Origin of the sequence: Streptomyces olivaceoviridis (genome assembly GCF_014650115.1) — a bacterium.
Classification (GTDB): Bacteria; Actinomycetota; Actinomycetes; order Streptomycetales; family Streptomycetaceae; genus Streptomyces; species Streptomyces olivaceoviridis.
Genome location: NZ_BMUI01000001.1, coordinates 59,972 through 75,171 on the forward strand (window position 1 = coordinate 59,972; position 15,200 = coordinate 75,171).

The window sequence follows — 15,200 nt, forward strand, 5'->3', positions numbered from 1 at the left end:
CTCAGGGACGCAGGTGGGAGGTGTCGTTGAACAGCCGTACGCTCGCGTTGCCGTCCGCGTAGTACGCCACCGCCGACAGAGAGGCCGCCGAGAGCTCCATCCGGAACAGCGACTTGGGCGGGGCGCCGAGCGCGAGGCGGACGAAGGTCTTGATCGGGGTGACGTGCGTGACCAGCAGGACCGTACGGCCCGCGTGGGCCGCGACCAGCTTGTCGCGGGTCGCGGCGATCCGGGTGGCCGTCTCGGCGAAGCTCTCACCGCCGCCGGTGGGGTGGGCCTCCGGGTCGGCGAGCCAGGCGTCGAGGTCGTCCGGGTGGCGCTCGCGTACCTCGCCGAAGGTCAGGCCCTCCCAGGCGCCGAAGTCCGTCTCGCGCAGGCCGTCGTCGAGCGTGACGTCCAGGTTCAGGCGGGCGGCGACGATCTCGGCGGTCTGGCGGGTGCGGGCGAGGGGGGAGGCGACGACGGCCTGGATCGTGCCGCGCCGGGCCAGGGCCTCGGCGACCCGGTGCGCCTGCTCCCGGCCCACGGCGGAGAGGGAGGGGTCGGTGCCGCCGCTGCCGGAGAAGCGTTTCTGGGGGGTCAGGGGGGTTTCGCCGTGCCGGAGCAGGACGAGGGTGGCGGGCGCGCCCAGGTCGGGGGCGGCGCTCCAGCCGGGGGCGCTGGTGACGCGCTGCTCGTTCACGGTTTCCGCACCGGAGCCGGAGGGGCGCCCTTCGCTGAGGGACTCGGGGCGCTGCTCGCCGAGAGCCTGCCCGGCGCTGGGGGCCGTAGGGCGCTGCTCGCCGGGAGGTGCCGCTTCCGCTGGGACGGGTGCCGCACCGGCGGTCCGGCCCTCCGCGGCCACCGCGGAATCCGGAACCGCACTGGCGGTCCGGCCCTCCGCCAGGGCCGCGCGGGCCTTCGCCGCGCCCGCCGCCGCGTCTCCGGGCGGGCCCGACGGCTCAGGGACGGCAGGCGGGGTGTCCAGGGCCGCGCTGGACCGCGACGGTGACCACTGCCGGCCCTTCGCCCCCGCGTCCATCGCCTCGTTCGCCAAGCGGTCCGCGTGTTTGTTCCGCTCGCGCGGGATCCACTCGTAGGTGACCTGGTCCGGGGGGTAGACGGACCTCGCCTCCGTCGCCAGCGGCTTCATGTCGGGGTGCTTGATCTTCCAGCGGCCCGACATCTGTTCGATGACGAGCTTGGAGTCCATGCGGACGTGGACCCGGGCCGACGGGTCGAGCGCGTGGGCGGCGCGGAGGCCGGCCAGGAGGCCGCGGTACTCGGCGACGTTGTTCGTGGCGACGCCGATGTACTCCGCGGCCTCGGTCAGGGCCTCACCCGTGGCCCCGTCGAGCACGACCGCCCCGTAGCCCGCGGGCCCGGGGTTGCCCCGCGACCCGCCGTCGGCCTCGACGATGAACTCCCGCACCCCTGAAGCCCCTTACAGACCCGACTCGGCCGTACGCACCAGGATGCGGCGGCAGTTCTCGCAGCGGACCACCGTGTCCGGCGCCGCCGCGCGGATCTCGTTCAGCTCGGTGATGGCCAGCTCCTGCCGGCAGCCCTGGCAGGTGCGGGCGTACAGCTTGGCCGCGCCGATGCCGCCCTGCTGCTCGCGCAGCTTGTCGTAGAGCTTCAGCAGGTCCGCGGGGACGGAGGCCGCCACGACCTCGCGCTCCTTGGTCACCGAGGCGGCCTCGCCGTCGATCTCCTCGAACGCCGCGTCCCGGCGACCGGTCGCGTCGTCGATCTTCGACTGCACGGAGGCGACCCGCTCGGTCAGCTCGTTCACCCGCTCCTGGGCGGCCTCGCGGCGCTCCATGACCTCCAGGACGACGTCCTCCAGGTCGCCCTGCCGCTTGGCGAGGGAGGCGATCTCGTGCTGGAGGTTGGAGAGGTCCTTCGGCGAGGTGACCGCGCCGGAGTCCAGGCGCTGCTGGTCGCGGGCGGCGCGCTGGCGCACCTGGTCGACGTCCTGCTCGGCCTTGGTCTGCTCGCGGGCGCAGTCGCTCTCCTCGGTCTGCGCGGCCACGAGCAGGTCGCGCAGCTGCGTGAGGTCCTTCGTCAGCGACTCGATCTCGGCGTGCTCGGGCAGGGACCTCCGCTTGTGCGCGAGCTGCTGGAGGCGGACGTCGAGGGCCTGGACGTCGAGGAGTCGGATCTGGTCGGCGGGCGCGGCGTTCAGTTGGGGGCTCCCGTGGTATCGGAAGGGGCGCGCGAAGCGCTCGTTGGAAGGGTGGTGGTGGGCGACGGGTGGGCGGTGGCGGTGGACGCCGCGTGGGCGGTCCAGGGGTCGGTGACCGTCTTGGAGACGTGGACGCGCAGGTCCCAGCCGTGACGGTCGGAGATCTCGTCGAGCTGGCTCGCGGCCAGCTCGCACCAGGGCCACTCGGTGGCCCAGTGCGCCGCGTCGAGCAGCGCGAGGGGGCTGGTGGCCACCGCCTCGGAGGCCGGGTGGTGGCGCAGGTCGGCGGTGAGGAAGGCGTCGACGCCGGCCGCGCGGACCTGGTCGAAGAGGCTGTCGCCGGAGCCGCCGCTGACGGCGATGGTGCGAACGACGGCCTCGGGGTCGCCGGCCACCCGGATGCCCTGCGCGGTGGCGGGCAGCCGCTCGGCGGCGTGGGCGGCCAGCTGGCGGACGGTGAGGGGGTGGTCGAGTTCGCAGACGCGGCCCAGGCCCCGGCGGCCCTCGGGGTCGGCGGGGTCCGGCACGAGGGGGCGTACGACACGGAGGTCGAGGGCCCCGGCGAGGGCGTCGGAGACGCCCGGGTCGGCGGTGTCCGCGTTGGTGTGGGCGACGTGCAGCGCGATGTCGTTCTTGATCAGCGTGTGCACGACCCGGCCCTTGAAGTGCGTGGCCGCGACCGTGGTCGTGCCGCGCAGGTAGAGCGGGTGGTGGGTGACCAGCAGGTCGGCGCCGAGCTTCACCGCCTCGTCCACGATCTCCTGGACGGGGTCGACGGCGAACAGGACCCGGGTGACCTCCTGGGCGGGATCGCCCACGACCGTGCCGACCGCGTCCCAGGACTCGGCCCGCTCGGCGGGCCACAGGTTCTCCAGCGCGGCGATGACTTCAGACAGACGGGGCACGGCCCAAGGCTACCTGGCTGCTCGGCGGGGCCGTACCGCATGCGTCCGGTCTGCCCCCGCTCAGCACAGACGCCCCGGTTTCCTCAGGTGAATCGCTTCTGCACCACCCGTACGTGTGAAGCCGGGGAGGGCCGGTCCCCCGCGTCCGCGCGCGAAAACTAGCTTCGTCGCCGGAGGTGACCGAACGATGACGGTCTGTGCGATCGATCCCCCCTCCACGGACGGGACCGCCGGCCTGCCGGGGACGGGGTGCGCGATCACGGCGGACGGCGCGTACGCCGCCCGGCTCGCCCGTGACGGTGACTCCTGGTTCCCGGAGCGCTGGACCCTGGACGGCCCGGAGCCGTACGCGGTGCCCCTGCCCACAAACCAGCCCGAGGGGCCCGGGACCGAGGTGCAGCCGATGGGTGACGGGCGGGTGCTGATCCACCGCCCGGTGGCCGGGCGGCACGCCTTCTCGCTGCTGTACCCGACCGGGCCCGGCACCGGTGAGCTGCCGCTGGGCGCGGTGGAGTGCGCCGGGCCCGGCACCCGGCTCGCCCTGCTGCCGCCGGCGCCGGGGGGTGTGCGGGCGTACGCCCTCGCGGTCGGACCGCGCTCCAGCGTGGTGTGGCTGGTGGCCGGCGGGGCGTTCGGCCCGGAGCGGTGCGCCGAGGTGCCGGGGCGCTGCTCGGGCGGGGTCTGGCTGGACGGCTCCGGACGGATGCTGGCGCTGGACCGGGAACTGGACGGACGCACCAAGACGGTCGTGGTGGACCTGGAGCGCGCCGGCGAGGTCTCGCCGCTGCTCCAGATCGCGGAGGGCAGCGACGACCGGCTGCTGCTCGCCGATCCCGACAGCGGCCTGCTGCTGATCTCCTCGGACGCGCCCTCGCCCGGACGGGAGCGCCTGGGCTGGGGCGTCCTCGGCAGCACCCTGCCGGTGCGGTTCCCGGAGTGCCTGCGGGTGCCGGAGTGCGTGGTGACACCGTTCGCGATCCAGCCCGGGCAGGTGCTGATGCCGGAGAACTGCGCGGTGGGCCTGCGCATCGACGGGTCCCTCGGCACCTGGGTGGGCGTGTGGCGGCCGGCCGGCCGTGAGGTCCGGCACCTCCCGGCGCCCGAGGGCTGGCTGGCGGGCACCGGGCTGTGCACGCGCGACGGGGTGCTGCGCCTGCCGTACGCCACGGAGGCGACCCCGTGCGGCGTGTCGGATGTGACGGCACCGGTCGGGGGCGCGACCGCGGCCACGGCGGGGGTGGGGAACGTGGCAATGGAGGGGACGAGGCGCGTGGCCGCGGGGGGAACGGGGGACGTGGCCGCCAAGGGAACGGGGGGCGTGGCCGCGGAGAGGACGGGGGGCGCCCAGGGGCCGGACCGGGACGGCGGCGTCGCCGGGGCCCTGGAGCGGGTGGGTCCGGCGGGGGCGGAACCGGGTCCTCCGGTGCCGGCGGCGGCCCGGCCCGTGCCGTTGCAGCAGGCACCCTTGGGGCGTCTTGTAACGAACTAGTGCCGGTTGGCGTGTGCGCCTGGATTCGGCCCGTGGTGCGCCGGTTAAACTCGCCCGGCTGTACGAAAGATCAGGTTGACGGGGTGAATACGTCCGATGAGCGACACCAGCACCGCTGAGCAGCTGTCTGCCGGCTCTTCCGAGAACGCCGGCCACGGCCGGCACCGGGGCCCGGTCGCGGCCCAGGAGAGCGAGTCGACTCCGCACGGCCGGCATCGCAAGCCGGCCCAGGAGACGGCGGAGGCAGCTGCCTGACGGCAGTGAAGAAGAGGGGGCGCCCGCTCGGCGGACGCCCCCTTTGCCTATCCCCGTCCGAGCCCCAGCACCTCCGCCGCCGCGAAGGTCTCCCCCGGCGGCCGGTCCGCGTAGTGCGGGGTGAGGAGCGCGTCGAGTTCGTCGTACGTGAACGTCTCCCGCTCGCTGTCGAACCGGGCCCGCACCCGGGGCCGTTCGATCACGGCCACCATGCCGCCGTGGACGACGAGCAACTGGCCGTTGACCCGGGCGGCGGCCGGCGAGGCCAGATAGCCGACGAGCGGGGCGACATGTTCCGGAGCGAGCGGGTCGAGTCCCTCCTCCGGCCTGCGCAGGCCGGCGAAGACGTCCTCGGTCATCCGGGTCCGGGCGCGCGGGCAGATGGCGTTGGCCGTGACGCCGTACTTGGCGAGGGCGAGGGCGGTGGAGGTGGTCAGGCCCACGATCCCGCCTTTCGCCGCCGCGTAGTTGGGCTGGCCCGCGGACCCGGCCAGGAACGCCTCCGAGGAGGTGTTCACGATCCGCCCGTAGACCGCCGTACCGGCCGCCTTGGACCGCTCCCGCCAGTGCGCGGCGGCGAAGCGGATGGTGTTGAAGTGGCCTTTGAGGTGGACGCGGATCACCGCGTCCCACTCGTCCTCCGTCATGGAGAACACCATGCGGTCGCGCAGGATGCCGGCGTTGTTGACGAGGACGTCCAGCTTGCCGAACGCGGAGACGGCCGACTCGACCAGCGCGCGGGCCTGCGGGAAGTCGGAGACGTCGCCGGTGTGCGCCACGGCCCTGCCGCCGGCGGCGCGGATCTCCTCTGCGACCTCCTGAGCGGGCCCGGCCGACGCCGGCCCGGAGCCGTCCCGCCCCGGCTGCCCGTAGTCGTTGACGACGACGGCCGCGCCGAGCCGGGCGAGTTCCAGGGCCTCGGCCCGGCCGAGGCCGCGTCCGGCGCCGGTGACGATGGCGGAGAGCCCCTCCAGTGGCAGTGACATGCGCCGCTGCCTCAGATCTCGACGCAGGTGCGCAGGGCGGTCCCGCTGCGCATCTGGTCCAGCGCCTCGTTGATCCCCGCGAGCGGCACCCGGTGGGTGATCAGGCCCGCCAGGTCGACGCGGCCGGCCCGCCACAGGGCGATCGTGCGCTCGTAGGAGCGCAGCACGTCCCCGCCGCCGTACAGGGACGGCAGGATGCGCTTCTCGTCGAAGAACAGCTCGAACATGTTGAGCTGGAGGACGTCGTCCATGGCACCGGCGCCGACCACGACCAGGGTGCCGCCGCGCCGGGTGTTCTCGTAGGCGGTACGGGTGGTGGCGGACCTGCCGACGACCTCGAAGACGTAGTCGAAGCCCTCGCCGCCGGTGACCTGCTGCCTGGCGTCGGCGAGCCCCTCCGGTGCCACGGCCCTCGTGGCACCGAACGCGAGGGCGGACTCGCGCCGGGAGGCGACCGGGTCGACGGCGACGATCTCGGCGGCGCCCTTCAGCCGCGCGCCCTGTACGGCCGAGATGCCGACGCCTCCGCACCCGATGACGGCGACCGACGAACCGGCGGCCAGATCGGCGGTGTTGAGGACGGCGCCGAGGCCGGTCGTCACCCCGCAGCCGATGAGGGCGGCGATGTCGAAGGGCACGTCGTCCGGGATCGGTACGGCGCAGCCGGCGTCGACCACGACCTCCTCGGCGAAGGTGCCGGTGCCCGCGAAGCCGAACAGGTCGCCGCCCGAGCGGCGGAAGTTGGGGGTGCCGGCGTTCATGAACCCGGCCAGGCACAGCTCGGTCTGCCCGCGCTTGCAGGCCGGACAGGCGCCGCAGGCCGGCAGCCAGCACAGCACGACCCGGTCCCCGGGCTTGAGGTGCCGTACGCCGTCGCCGACTTCGAGGATCTCGCCGGCGCCCTCGTGGCCGGGTACGAAGGGGGCCGGCTGGGGCAGCACCCCGCTCATCGCGGACAGGTCCGAGTGGCACAGCCCGGTGGCGCGCACCCGGACCCGGACCCTGCCGGGGCCGAAGCCCACCGCCTCGACGTCGTCGAGCACCTCCAGCTTTTCCTGGCCGATCTCGTGCAGTACGGCTGCGCGCATGGTGCGGCTCCCCTCGCGGTCTCTCACTCGCGGTCCGTCAGTCGCGGCCTGGCATTCGCGGTCTGTCACTCGCGGCCTGTCAGCCGCGGCCTGTCAGGAGTGCTGAACGATGGTGTCGGCGAGAACGGGCGTGTCGTCCCGTTCGACGGCGCTCACGGCGGCCCGTACGGAGCCTTCCGAGGCCCACATCCGGATCCGCAGGGTCTCCCCCGGGTACACGACCCCGGCGAACCGCGTGGCGTACGACCGCACCCGGCTCACGTCCCCGCCGAGCAGGGTGTCGACGACCGCCTTGAGCGTGACGCCGTAGGTGCACAGGCCGTGCAGGATGGGCCGTTCGAAGCCGGCGAGCTTGGCGAACTCGGGGTCGGCGTGCAGCGGGTTCCAGTCCCCGGACAGGCGGTAGAGCAGTGCCTGGTCCTCGCGCAGGCGCCGCTCGACGACCCGGTCCGGCTCCCCGGTGGGCGGCTCGCGCCGGGCCGACGGCCCCCGGTCGCCGCCCCAGCCGCCCTCTCCCCGTACGAAGATCTGCGCGTCGTTGGTCCACAGCGGGCCCTCGCTGTCGGCGACGTCGGTGCGCATGACGAGGACGGCGGCCGAGCCCTTGTCGTACACCGCGGCGATGCGGCCGGTGGCGGTGGCGGTGCCCTCGGCCGGGAGCGGGCGGTGCAGGGTGAGCGTCTGGCCGCCGTGCAGGACGCGGGCGAGGTCGACGTCGACTCCGGGCATGGACAGCCCGCTGATCACGCCCGGTGAGCCGGCGCCCGCGACGGTGGCGAAGCTGGGCAGGACGTGCAGCCGGGACTCCAGGGTGTAGCGCAGCTCGTCGGGATCGGTGGCGGGGACGCCCGCGCCGATGCCCAGGTGGTAGAGCAGGACGTCCTTGCGCGTCCAGGAGATCTCTCCCGACCGGGGCTCGGCGGCGAGTGCCTTGGCGGCGTCGATGGGCATGGGGCTCCTGACGGGTCTCAAGACCTCGGTGCGGACGTCCGCACCGTCGGCCGCACCGAGGTCGTCCACGTGCGGACCTAGAACGCGTTCCAGTCCGGCGCCCCCTGTATAGCCGAGCCCTCCGCAGTTGTGAAGGCTCCTGACGCTGTGTCAGCTCGACTGGGCCGACCGTGACATGTGTCCTGCCCGATTCGGTACATGCGTGTCTGCCCGCGTCCGGGCCCGGTTCCGTACCGTTCGATCCGTACGCTTCGCCGCCCTCCCGCCCTCGTGCGGGACGGGCCGTTCGAACGACTGGGACGGGGGACTCGGAGATGACGTGGTGGCAGAGGCTGAGCTGCCAGGTGGCGGCCTGGCAGCGGGAACGGCCGGTGTGGCGGGCGGACCTGCGGCGCTGGCGGGCCGCCCGGTGCGAGGGGGCGGACCCCTCGGCCGCCGGGCAGCCGGGCCCGCCGCCCACCGGCTTCACCCTGCTGCCCTGGCTGCTGCTGGGCATGGGCTCCCTCTCCAACGTGCTCCAGGGCGAGACCCCGAACCCGTGGGTCGGCGGCCTGGGCCTGCTCGCCTTCAACTCCCTCTACGTCTACGTCACCTTCCGCGCCTTCGACCGGGCCAGGCGGGAGTCGGCGTCCACCCGGGTGGCGCTGGGCCTGCTCGGCCTGGTCACGACGGGCCTCGCCCTCGGGTACGGCGGCAACTGGCTGATGTTCTTCCCGCTGCTGGGCCTCGCCACGGGCGCCACCCTGCGCGGACCGTGGCTGGGCCGCGTGGGCCTGCTGCTCACGCTCTACGCGGGAGCCGCCACCTGGCTGCGGGACGGCTGGGACGACGCGTCGGGCATCGCCTACGCCACCTTCCTGTCCAGCATGGTCACCGCCGCGATCCTCAGCCTGTCCGAGGCCGTGCGGGAGCTGCGGGCCGCCCGGGAGGAGCTGGCCCGGCGGGCGGTGGCGGAGGAGCGGCTGCGCTTCTCCCGCGATCTGCACGATCTGCTCGGGCACACCCTGTCGGTGGTCGTGGTGAAGTCGGAGGCGGCCCGCCGGCTCGCGCCACGCGACCTCGACGCGGCGCTGGCACAGGTCTCGGACATCGAGTCGGTGGGCCGGCAGGCGCTCACCGAGATCCGCGAGGCGGTGACCGGCTACCGCGAGGGCAGCCTGGCCACCGAGCTGACCCGGGCCCGGTCGGCACTCTCCGCGGCGAGCGTGCGGCCGGTGGTCCGCCAGTCCGGGGCGCCGCTGGCCCCGCGGACCGAGGCGCTGCTCGGCTGGGTGGTGCGCGAGGCGGTCACCAACGTCGTCCGGCACAGCCGTGCCGACCGCTGCGAGATCACCGTCGAGGGAGCCGCCGATCGGGTCCGGCTGACGGTCACGGACAACGGCACGGGCGCCGGAACCCCGGCCGCCGGTGCGGGCGCCGGCGGTACGGGGCTGAAGGGGCTGACCGAACGCCTCGCGGCGGCGGGCGGCTCCCTCACGGCCGGCCCGGCGCCACGCGGCGGCTTCACGGTCACCGCCGACCTTCCGGTGAGCGGTGACGAGTGGGCGGCGGCGGTGGGTACCGGTGCGGGTACGGGTGCCGCTACGACTGCCGCGGCTGCGACTGCGGCTGCGGTTACGGATGCGGCTGCGGCTGCGGCTGCGGTTACGGCGCCCAGGGCGCGGCGACCGCCCAGCTGACGTCGGCCGTCCACGACGTGCTGCTGTCGAAGGCGTTGGCTCCGCCGTTGCTCGCTATGTAGAGGTTGTGGTCGTAGTGGCGCAGGTAGCGCGTCGGGTAGTTGTACGAGGCGAACGAGGTGCCGGTGCCGCTCTTGCCGGTCTGCGGACAGAAGGTGGCGTCGGCCCGGAACTGGGCGGTGCCGTCCATCGGCTGTCGGTAGACCCGGTAGTTGGAGTGGCGCAGGAAGTCACCGGGGTAGTTCCGTGACTCGAAGGAGACGCAGGAGCCGTCGGCCAGTCCCCGGCGGACGATCCAGGTGGCGTCGTTCTTGTCGAGGGACGAACTGCTCGACGTCACCGGCGAGATGACGGCCGCGTCGTTCTGGTGGCGGACGTAGTCGCCGGTGCAGCAGGAGGTCGTGGCGCGCAGGGATGTCTCGGAGCCGGGGCTCGGCGTGCCGGTGCTGCCGGTCGGGCCGCCGTAGCCGACGGAGACGATGTCGGCCTGGACGGCGTTGTCGGCGGCGTCCGTCGGGATGCCGGCGGTCATCACGCCCTCGAAGAAGGACCCGATCGAACCGTTGCTGTTGTCGCCGCCGGTACCGAGGACGATCGCGCCCTCCTGGTGCATCGGCTTGTATCCGCCCGCGGTCGGCTCACCCCCGGAATAGGTGGTCGTCAGCCCGCCCGATTGGGCATTTCCGTATTTCAGCGCGAAATGGTCCTGGCCGTTGTTCTTCAGCAGCGCGGTCACGAACGGCAGCGGGCCGGTCCCGGTGTTGGAGGTGTTCTTGCTGTACCCGGCGTCGGACTGGAACAGCCCGTTCTCCAGGTCGGCCTGCACCCAGGGACCCTGCCCGTAGCAGGGCGAGAACCAGCACTCGGTGCCGAAGTTGATGGCGTCCATGTGGCCGTTGCCGGTGTCCATGTTGTTGGTCTCGGCGTTGCCGTAGTCGAAGCAGCAGCGGTTGTTGACGTGCGTGCCCGAGGTCACCATGTACATCCCCTCCGCCTGCCCGTTCACGGCCACGCCCGAGGTGGAGTTGTCGCGGTACCCCATGCCGGCGGAGATCTCCAGGCCGTAGACCTGGTGGCCGCCGGCGGTCACCGGCAGGGCGTCCGCGGGTGCGCCCACATCGGCGGCCCCGGCCCCGCCCGCGCCCTCGATCGTGAGGTCGTTGTGGCGCGGGGACTGGTCGTGGATCTCGGTGATGACGCAGGTCGTACCGGAGCAGAAGGAGTCCTGGGCCGCCGCGTCCGCATACCCGCCGGCGGACAGCGGACCGATGTTCGTCTTCGCCCCGTCCTTGGCGCGCTGCACCTGGTACAGCGGTCCGTTGTACGACGCGTACAGCGCCCGGACCAGGCTGTGCGCGGCGACACAGGGGGTGCCCGCGGCGGCGTAGAGGTCACAGGGCAGCGAACTCGCGGCGGCGGCCGGGGGTGCGCCGGTGCCGAGGAACAGCGCGGCGAGGGTGGCGCAGACGGCGAGGAGGGAGAGGAGGGCGCGGGGTGTGCGGGGGGCGCGCGGGGCGCCGGGGGCGCGGGGGGTTCTCGACGGCACGGTGCACCTCGGGTTCGTCGTGGGGCGAGGTCTGTCCGGAATCCCGAACGTCGTTCGATCGACATGCCGGACCTGTTCGCCTGCGGAATTACTGCGGATTCCAGGAAATGCGCGGGCACGGCACGGGCGATTGCAGGGGCGATTGTTTGTGTACCGTCAAGACACGTCAACCCCCGCCGCACCGGACCATGCCGAGTCTTTACGGGCGCTCTGTGCCAAGCAGTCCGTACCGAGCCGTTCGATAGGAGCCGTTCGTGACGCGCCCGCCGGCCGGTCAGAGGCTGGTGAGCAGACCGTCGAGCGGGGCGGGTATGCGATCGGGATCGAGGGCCTCGACCAGGACACGGCCGTAGTGGATCTTCCGCCCCTTCTTCGTGCCGAGGAAGCGCCGCAACTGCTGCTGTGCGGTGCGGCCCCGCTGCGCGGGCTGACACAGGAAGGTCTTCAGCGCGCGCAGGTCGCCCTCCGCCCGGACCAGTTCCGCCACCCGGGTCACGCCCAGCGCACGGATCAACTCGTCCTCCAGATCCGCCGCGCAGACGAAGAACCCGTGCTGTGCCGCACCGGCCCGGTCCCAGCCGCGGGCGTAGTACGGGCGCTCCCGCTCGTCGCACAGGCCGGTGAGGCGCAGGCCCAGTCCGGCCGGCCCGAGGAGGCCGGCGAACCGCCCGACGTTCATCGCCCCGCCCATCGGCAGGACGCAGACCCCTTCGGCCGCCAGGTCCCGGCCGCGGCCCGCGGCCAGCGCGCCGACCGCCGCCTCGTCGCTCGGCCCTTCGAGCAGGACTGCCGCCCGGACGGACAGCCGTGCGGCCAGCTCCCGCGCGGGGCCTCCGGGCCCACCGGCCGCCCACGCGGTGACCGCCTCCCGGAACGCCCCCATGTCAGCCATGAGCCGAGTCTCCGCCCTTTCCAGGGCCCACGGTAGGGAATTTCCGCGAGCGCGCACCGATCCCTGCGGCCGGCGCCCGCCCGAGACGCCGGCCCCGGCCGCCGTACCGGCTCCGGTGCCGACCCCTGTACCGGCTCCGGGCCCCGACCCTCACCGCCGTACCGGCTCCGGGCCCCGACCGCGTACCGTCGCCGACCCCCTATCGCTGTACCGCTTCCTGTCCACGACCCCCGAGCGCCGTACCGTCTCCGGCTGCCGCTTCCGACCGCCGTACCGCCACCCGTCTCCACCGCCGTACCCCTGCCGTCCCCGCCCCGGCTGCCGTACCTCCACCCCCCTGCCCCACGGCCGCCCGTCCCTCCCCCCGGTACCCGTGCCCCCTGTCCGCCCCCGCCGGGGAAACGCTCGGTTCCTGTCCGGGCCGTCCGGCGTAACCTGTGGCGATGGACGACGAGATGCCCCGGGACCACCGGCCCGGCACACGCATCCGGGTGCTGCTGGCCGAGGACCAGGGCATGATGCGTGGCGCTCTCGCCCTGCTGCTCGGCATGGAGGAGGACATCGAGGTCGTGGCCCAGCTGGGCTCGGGCGACGGCATCGTGGACGCCGTGCTCACGCACCGGCCGGACGTGGCCCTGCTGGACATCGAGCTGCCGGGCATGAGCGGGCTGGACGCGGCGGCCGAGCTGCGGGACCAGGCTCCCGACTGCCGGGTGCTGATCCTCACCACCTTCGGCCGGCCGGGCTATCTGCGCCGGGCCATGGAGGCCGGTGCGGCCGGGTTCCTCGTCAAGGACGGGCCCGTGGAGGAACTGGCCGCGGCGATCCGGCGTGTGCTCACCGGGGAGGCCGTGGTCGATCCGGCGCTGGCGACCGCCGCGCTCAGCGCCGGGCCCAATCCGCTGACGCCCCGTGAGCGGGAGGTGCTCACGGCGTCGGTGGACGGGGCGACCGTCGCCGACATCGCCGGCAGGCTGCGCCTGTCCGAGTCGACCGTCCGCAACTACCTCTCCTCCGCGATCGGCAAGACCCGCACCCGCAACCGCGCCGAGGCGGTACGGGAGGCCCGGCAACAGGGCTGGCTCTGAGCGGGCCCCCCGCACCCCGGTCACTCCGTCACTTCCGGCCTCGCGTGTGCCGCCCCCCTCCAGGCCGACCGTCGCCCACACCGCCGGCAGCCTGCGCCTGCGCCTGTCCGAGTCGACCGTCCGCTCCGAGCGGGGCCTCCCGCACCACGCACCCCGGTCACTTCGTCACGTCCGCGTTCGGAGTCGTCCTTCGGCGCCAGGAACTCCCTGAGCCTTCTGCGGTGTCTGCCCCGCCGCCATGACACCGCGTCAGTAACCCATGGATCGGTCAAGGATTCGTTAGGGGCCCGAAGCAACGGAATAGTTGCCTGTGCATACGAGGTTTACCCAGCACTTATGACACGCGGAAGGCCCCACCCCATGCCAGAGACGACGACCGACCAGCCCACCCGGAAAGCGGGCGGCGCCGTGGTCCCCGTGCTCGCCTTCGCGGGCATCGTGGTCGCGGTGATGCAGACGCTGCTCGTGCCGGTCATCAAGGACCTGCCGCAGCTCCTGGACACCGCCCCCAGCAACGCCACGTGGGTGCTCACCTCGACCCTCCTGTCGGGCGCCGTCGCCACCCCGATCATGGGCCGGCTCGGCGACCTCTACGGCAAGCGCCGCATGCTGGTCCTCAGCCTCGCCGTGATGGTGGTCGGCGCCCTGGTCAGCGCCTTCACCGACCAGCTGCTCACCATGATCGTCGGCCGTACCCTCCAGGGCTTCGCCATGGGCGCGATCCCGCTCGGCATCGGTCTGATGCGCGACATGCTGCCGCGCGAGAAGCTGGGCTCGGCCATGGCCCTGATGAGCTCCTCGATCGGCGTCGGCGGCGGCCTCGCGCTGCCCGCCGCGGCCCTGGTCGCCCAGCACACCGACTGGCACGCCCTGTTCTACGGCGCCGCCGGCCTCGGCGCGCTCGCCATCCTCCTCACCTTCCTCGTCGTCCCCGAGTCCCCGATGCGCGCCGCGGGCTCCTTCGACCTGCTCGGCGCGCTCGGCCTGTCCGCCGGTCTGGTGCTGCTCCTGCTGCCCATCACCAAGGGCAGCGACTGGGGCTGGTCCTCGGGCACGACGCTCGGCCTGTTCGCCGCGGCCGTCGCCGTCCTGCTGCTGTGGGGTCTGTACGAGCTGCGCGTCAAGGCGCCCCTGGTCGACCTGCGCACCACCGCCCGCCGCGAGGTGCTGCTCACCAACCTGGCCTCGATCATGGTCGGCGTCAGCTTCTACGTCGTCTCGCTCGTCCTGCCCCAGCTGCTCCAGCTGCCCACCGCGACCGGCTACGGCCTCGGCCAGTCCATGGTCGTCGCGGGCCTGTGCGTGGCCCCGCTGGGCCTGACGATGATGTTCACCGCCCCGGTGTACGCCCGCCTGTCCGCCCGCTACGGCCCCAAGGTCACCCTGATCACCGGTCTGGTCGTCATCGCGATCGGCTACGGCGGCGGCCTCGGCCTGATGGACGCGGCCTGGCAGACGATCATCACGTCCGTCATCCTCGGCGCGGGCATCGGCCTCGCCTACTCCTCGCTCCCCGCGCTCATCGTCGGCGCGGTCCCGGCCTCGGAGACCGGCGCGGCCAACGGCCTGAACACCCTGATGCGGTCCATCGGCACATCGGTGTCGAGCGCCGTCATCGGCATGGTGCTGGCCAACACCGCGAACAACGTGAACGGCGTCGCCGTCCCGACCATGCACGGGTTCCGGGTGTCCTTCCTGATCGCCACCGCCGCCGTCGCGGTGGGGCTGGTCCTGGCGGTCTTCCTGCCGAGGGCGGCTCGCCCGGCGCAGCACACCCAGCTGCGGGCGAGCAGCGAGGAGGAGGCCAACCTGGAGCGAGCCGAGGAGGTGCTGCGCGGGTTCCGGGGGCGGATCCTGGACGCCGGCGGCACGCCCGTCGCCCGGGCCAAGGTCACCCTGATCGACCGCCGGGGGCGGCAGGCCGGCGCCACCGTCTCCGCCGAGGACGGCAGCTACGCGCTCGCCGTGCCGGCCCAGGGGGCGTACGTGCTGGCCGCTCGGGCCTCCGGCCACGGGCCGCTGGCCTCCTCGGCGACGCACTCCGGTGAGGAGCGGGCCGTCGCCCTGGACCTTTCGCTGCCCGGGGAGACCGTGAACGCCTGACGGGACGCCCCGGTCCGCCGTCCGGCGGTCGCAGCACCGTCCCGGCCGATC

13 protein-coding genes are annotated in these 15,200 nt (G+C 73.6%); 5 read left to right on the top strand and 8 right to left on the bottom strand.

Annotated features, from left to right (window positions below):
- Window position 1: 1 nt before the first annotated feature.
- Genes IE273_RS00310 through IE273_RS00320 form a run of 3 tightly spaced genes read right to left on the bottom strand, consistent with a single transcriptional unit; the run spans window position 2 to window position 3,072 of the window.
- Window positions 2-1,411 carry a bifunctional RNase H/acid phosphatase gene (locus IE273_RS00310; protein WP_189813091.1) on the bottom strand — a complete coding sequence of 470 codons (1,410 nt, stop codon included), beginning with the start codon at window positions 1,409-1,411 and terminating at the stop codon, window positions 2-4.
- 12 nt (window positions 1,412-1,423) lie between these two features.
- Window positions 1,424-2,167, bottom strand: coding sequence for a zinc ribbon domain-containing protein (locus IE273_RS00315; protein ID WP_189813676.1), 744 nt, complete (start codon window positions 2,165-2,167; stop codon window positions 1,424-1,426).
- A complete protein-coding gene (locus IE273_RS00320) occupies window positions 2,164-3,072 on the bottom strand; it encodes a Nif3-like dinuclear metal center hexameric protein (RefSeq protein ID WP_189813092.1) in 909 nt (302 codons plus the stop codon). The genes IE273_RS00315 and IE273_RS00320 overlap by 4 nt, the downstream gene beginning before the upstream one ends.
- A 187-nt stretch (window positions 3,073-3,259) precedes the next feature.
- On the opposite strand from IE273_RS00320, the gene IE273_RS00325 reads away from it, so the two are divergent.
- Together IE273_RS00325 and IE273_RS00330 are read left to right on the top strand one after the other, a co-directional pair.
- A complete protein-coding gene (locus tag IE273_RS00325) occupies window positions 3,260-4,561 on the top strand; it encodes a hypothetical protein (RefSeq protein ID WP_189813093.1) in 1,302 nt (433 codons plus the stop codon).
- A gap of 96 nt (window positions 4,562-4,657) precedes the next feature.
- Window positions 4,658-4,816 carry a hypothetical protein gene (locus tag IE273_RS00330; RefSeq protein ID WP_189813094.1) on the top strand — a complete coding sequence of 53 codons (159 nt, stop codon included), beginning with the start codon at window positions 4,658-4,660 and terminating at the stop codon, window positions 4,814-4,816.
- Window positions 4,817-4,863: 47 nt separating this feature from the next.
- Here IE273_RS00330 and IE273_RS00335 read toward each other — a convergent pair whose 3' ends face one another.
- From IE273_RS00335 to chsH3, 3 genes are all read right to left on the bottom strand, one after another.
- Window positions 4,864-5,802: a 3-oxoacyl-ACP reductase gene (locus tag IE273_RS00335; RefSeq protein ID WP_189813095.1), complete on the bottom strand. Its 939-nt coding sequence runs from the start codon at window positions 5,800-5,802 to the stop codon at window positions 4,864-4,866.
- Window positions 5,803-5,813: 11 nt separating this feature from the next.
- Window positions 5,814-6,890, bottom strand: a complete 1,077-nt coding sequence (locus IE273_RS00340) for a Zn-dependent alcohol dehydrogenase (protein ID WP_189813096.1) — start codon at window positions 6,888-6,890, stop codon at window positions 5,814-5,816.
- A gap of 93 nt (window positions 6,891-6,983) precedes the next feature.
- Window positions 6,984-7,841 carry an enoyl-CoA hydratase ChsH3 gene (chsH3, locus tag IE273_RS00345; protein ID WP_189813097.1) on the bottom strand — a complete coding sequence of 286 codons (858 nt, stop codon included), beginning with the start codon at window positions 7,839-7,841 and terminating at the stop codon, window positions 6,984-6,986.
- Between the two features lie 314 nt (window positions 7,842-8,155).
- On the opposite strand from chsH3, the gene IE273_RS00350 reads away from it, so the two are divergent.
- Complete coding sequence (locus IE273_RS00350) at window positions 8,156-9,520, top strand: sensor histidine kinase (RefSeq protein WP_229887018.1); 1,365 nt, start codon at window positions 8,156-8,158, stop codon at window positions 9,518-9,520.
- On the opposite strand, the gene IE273_RS00355 is transcribed toward IE273_RS00350, so the two are convergent.
- Both IE273_RS00355 and IE273_RS00360 read right to left on the bottom strand, forming a co-directional pair.
- Window positions 9,486-11,066 carry an alpha-L-arabinofuranosidase B gene (locus IE273_RS00355; RefSeq protein ID WP_189813098.1) on the bottom strand — a complete coding sequence of 527 codons (1,581 nt, stop codon included), beginning with the start codon at window positions 11,064-11,066 and terminating at the stop codon, window positions 9,486-9,488. The two genes, IE273_RS00350 and IE273_RS00355, sit on opposite strands and share 35 nt — an antisense overlap.
- Window positions 11,067-11,340: 274 nt before the next feature.
- Window positions 11,341-11,958, bottom strand: a complete 618-nt coding sequence (locus tag IE273_RS00360) for a TOPRIM nucleotidyl transferase/hydrolase domain-containing protein (protein ID WP_189813099.1) — start codon at window positions 11,956-11,958, stop codon at window positions 11,341-11,343.
- 455 nt (window positions 11,959-12,413) lie between these two features.
- On the opposite strand from IE273_RS00360, the gene IE273_RS00365 reads away from it, so the two are divergent.
- Both IE273_RS00365 and IE273_RS00370 read left to right on the top strand, forming a co-directional pair.
- Window positions 12,414-13,046, top strand: coding sequence for a response regulator transcription factor (locus IE273_RS00365; protein ID WP_189813678.1), 633 nt, complete (start codon window positions 12,414-12,416; stop codon window positions 13,044-13,046).
- A gap of 360 nt (window positions 13,047-13,406) precedes the next feature.
- Window positions 13,407-15,149 (top strand): MFS transporter, encoded by a 1,743-nt coding sequence (locus IE273_RS00370; RefSeq protein WP_189813100.1) that lies wholly within the window; start codon window positions 13,407-13,409, stop codon window positions 15,147-15,149.
- Window positions 15,150-15,200 lie beyond the last annotated feature (51 nt).

Bases quoted from the DNA above. Each gene is read 5' to 3' on its own strand.
- IE273_RS00325 (WP_189813093.1), top strand. From the start codon at position 3,260: ATGACGGTCTGTGCGATCGATCCCCCCTCCACGGACGGGACCGCCGGC.
- IE273_RS00330 (WP_189813094.1), top strand. From the start codon at position 4,658: ATGAGCGACACCAGCACCGCTGAGCAGCTGTCTGCCGGCTCTTCCGAG.
- IE273_RS00335 (WP_189813095.1), bottom strand. From the start codon at position 5,802: ATGTCACTGCCACTGGAGGGGCTCTCCGCCATCGTCACCGGCGCCGGA.
- IE273_RS00340 (WP_189813096.1), bottom strand. From the start codon at position 6,890: ATGCGCGCAGCCGTACTGCACGAGATCGGCCAGGAAAAGCTGGAGGTG.
- chsH3 (WP_189813097.1), bottom strand. From the start codon at position 7,841: ATGCCCATCGACGCCGCCAAGGCACTCGCCGCCGAGCCCCGGTCGGGA.
- IE273_RS00350 (WP_229887018.1), top strand. From the start codon at position 8,156: ATGACGTGGTGGCAGAGGCTGAGCTGCCAGGTGGCGGCCTGGCAGCGG.
- IE273_RS00360 (WP_189813099.1), bottom strand. From the start codon at position 11,958: ATGGCTGACATGGGGGCGTTCCGGGAGGCGGTCACCGCGTGGGCGGCC.
- IE273_RS00365 (WP_189813678.1), top strand. From the start codon at position 12,414: ATGCCCCGGGACCACCGGCCCGGCACACGCATCCGGGTGCTGCTGGCC.
- IE273_RS00370 (WP_189813100.1), top strand. From the start codon at position 13,407: ATGCCAGAGACGACGACCGACCAGCCCACCCGGAAAGCGGGCGGCGCC.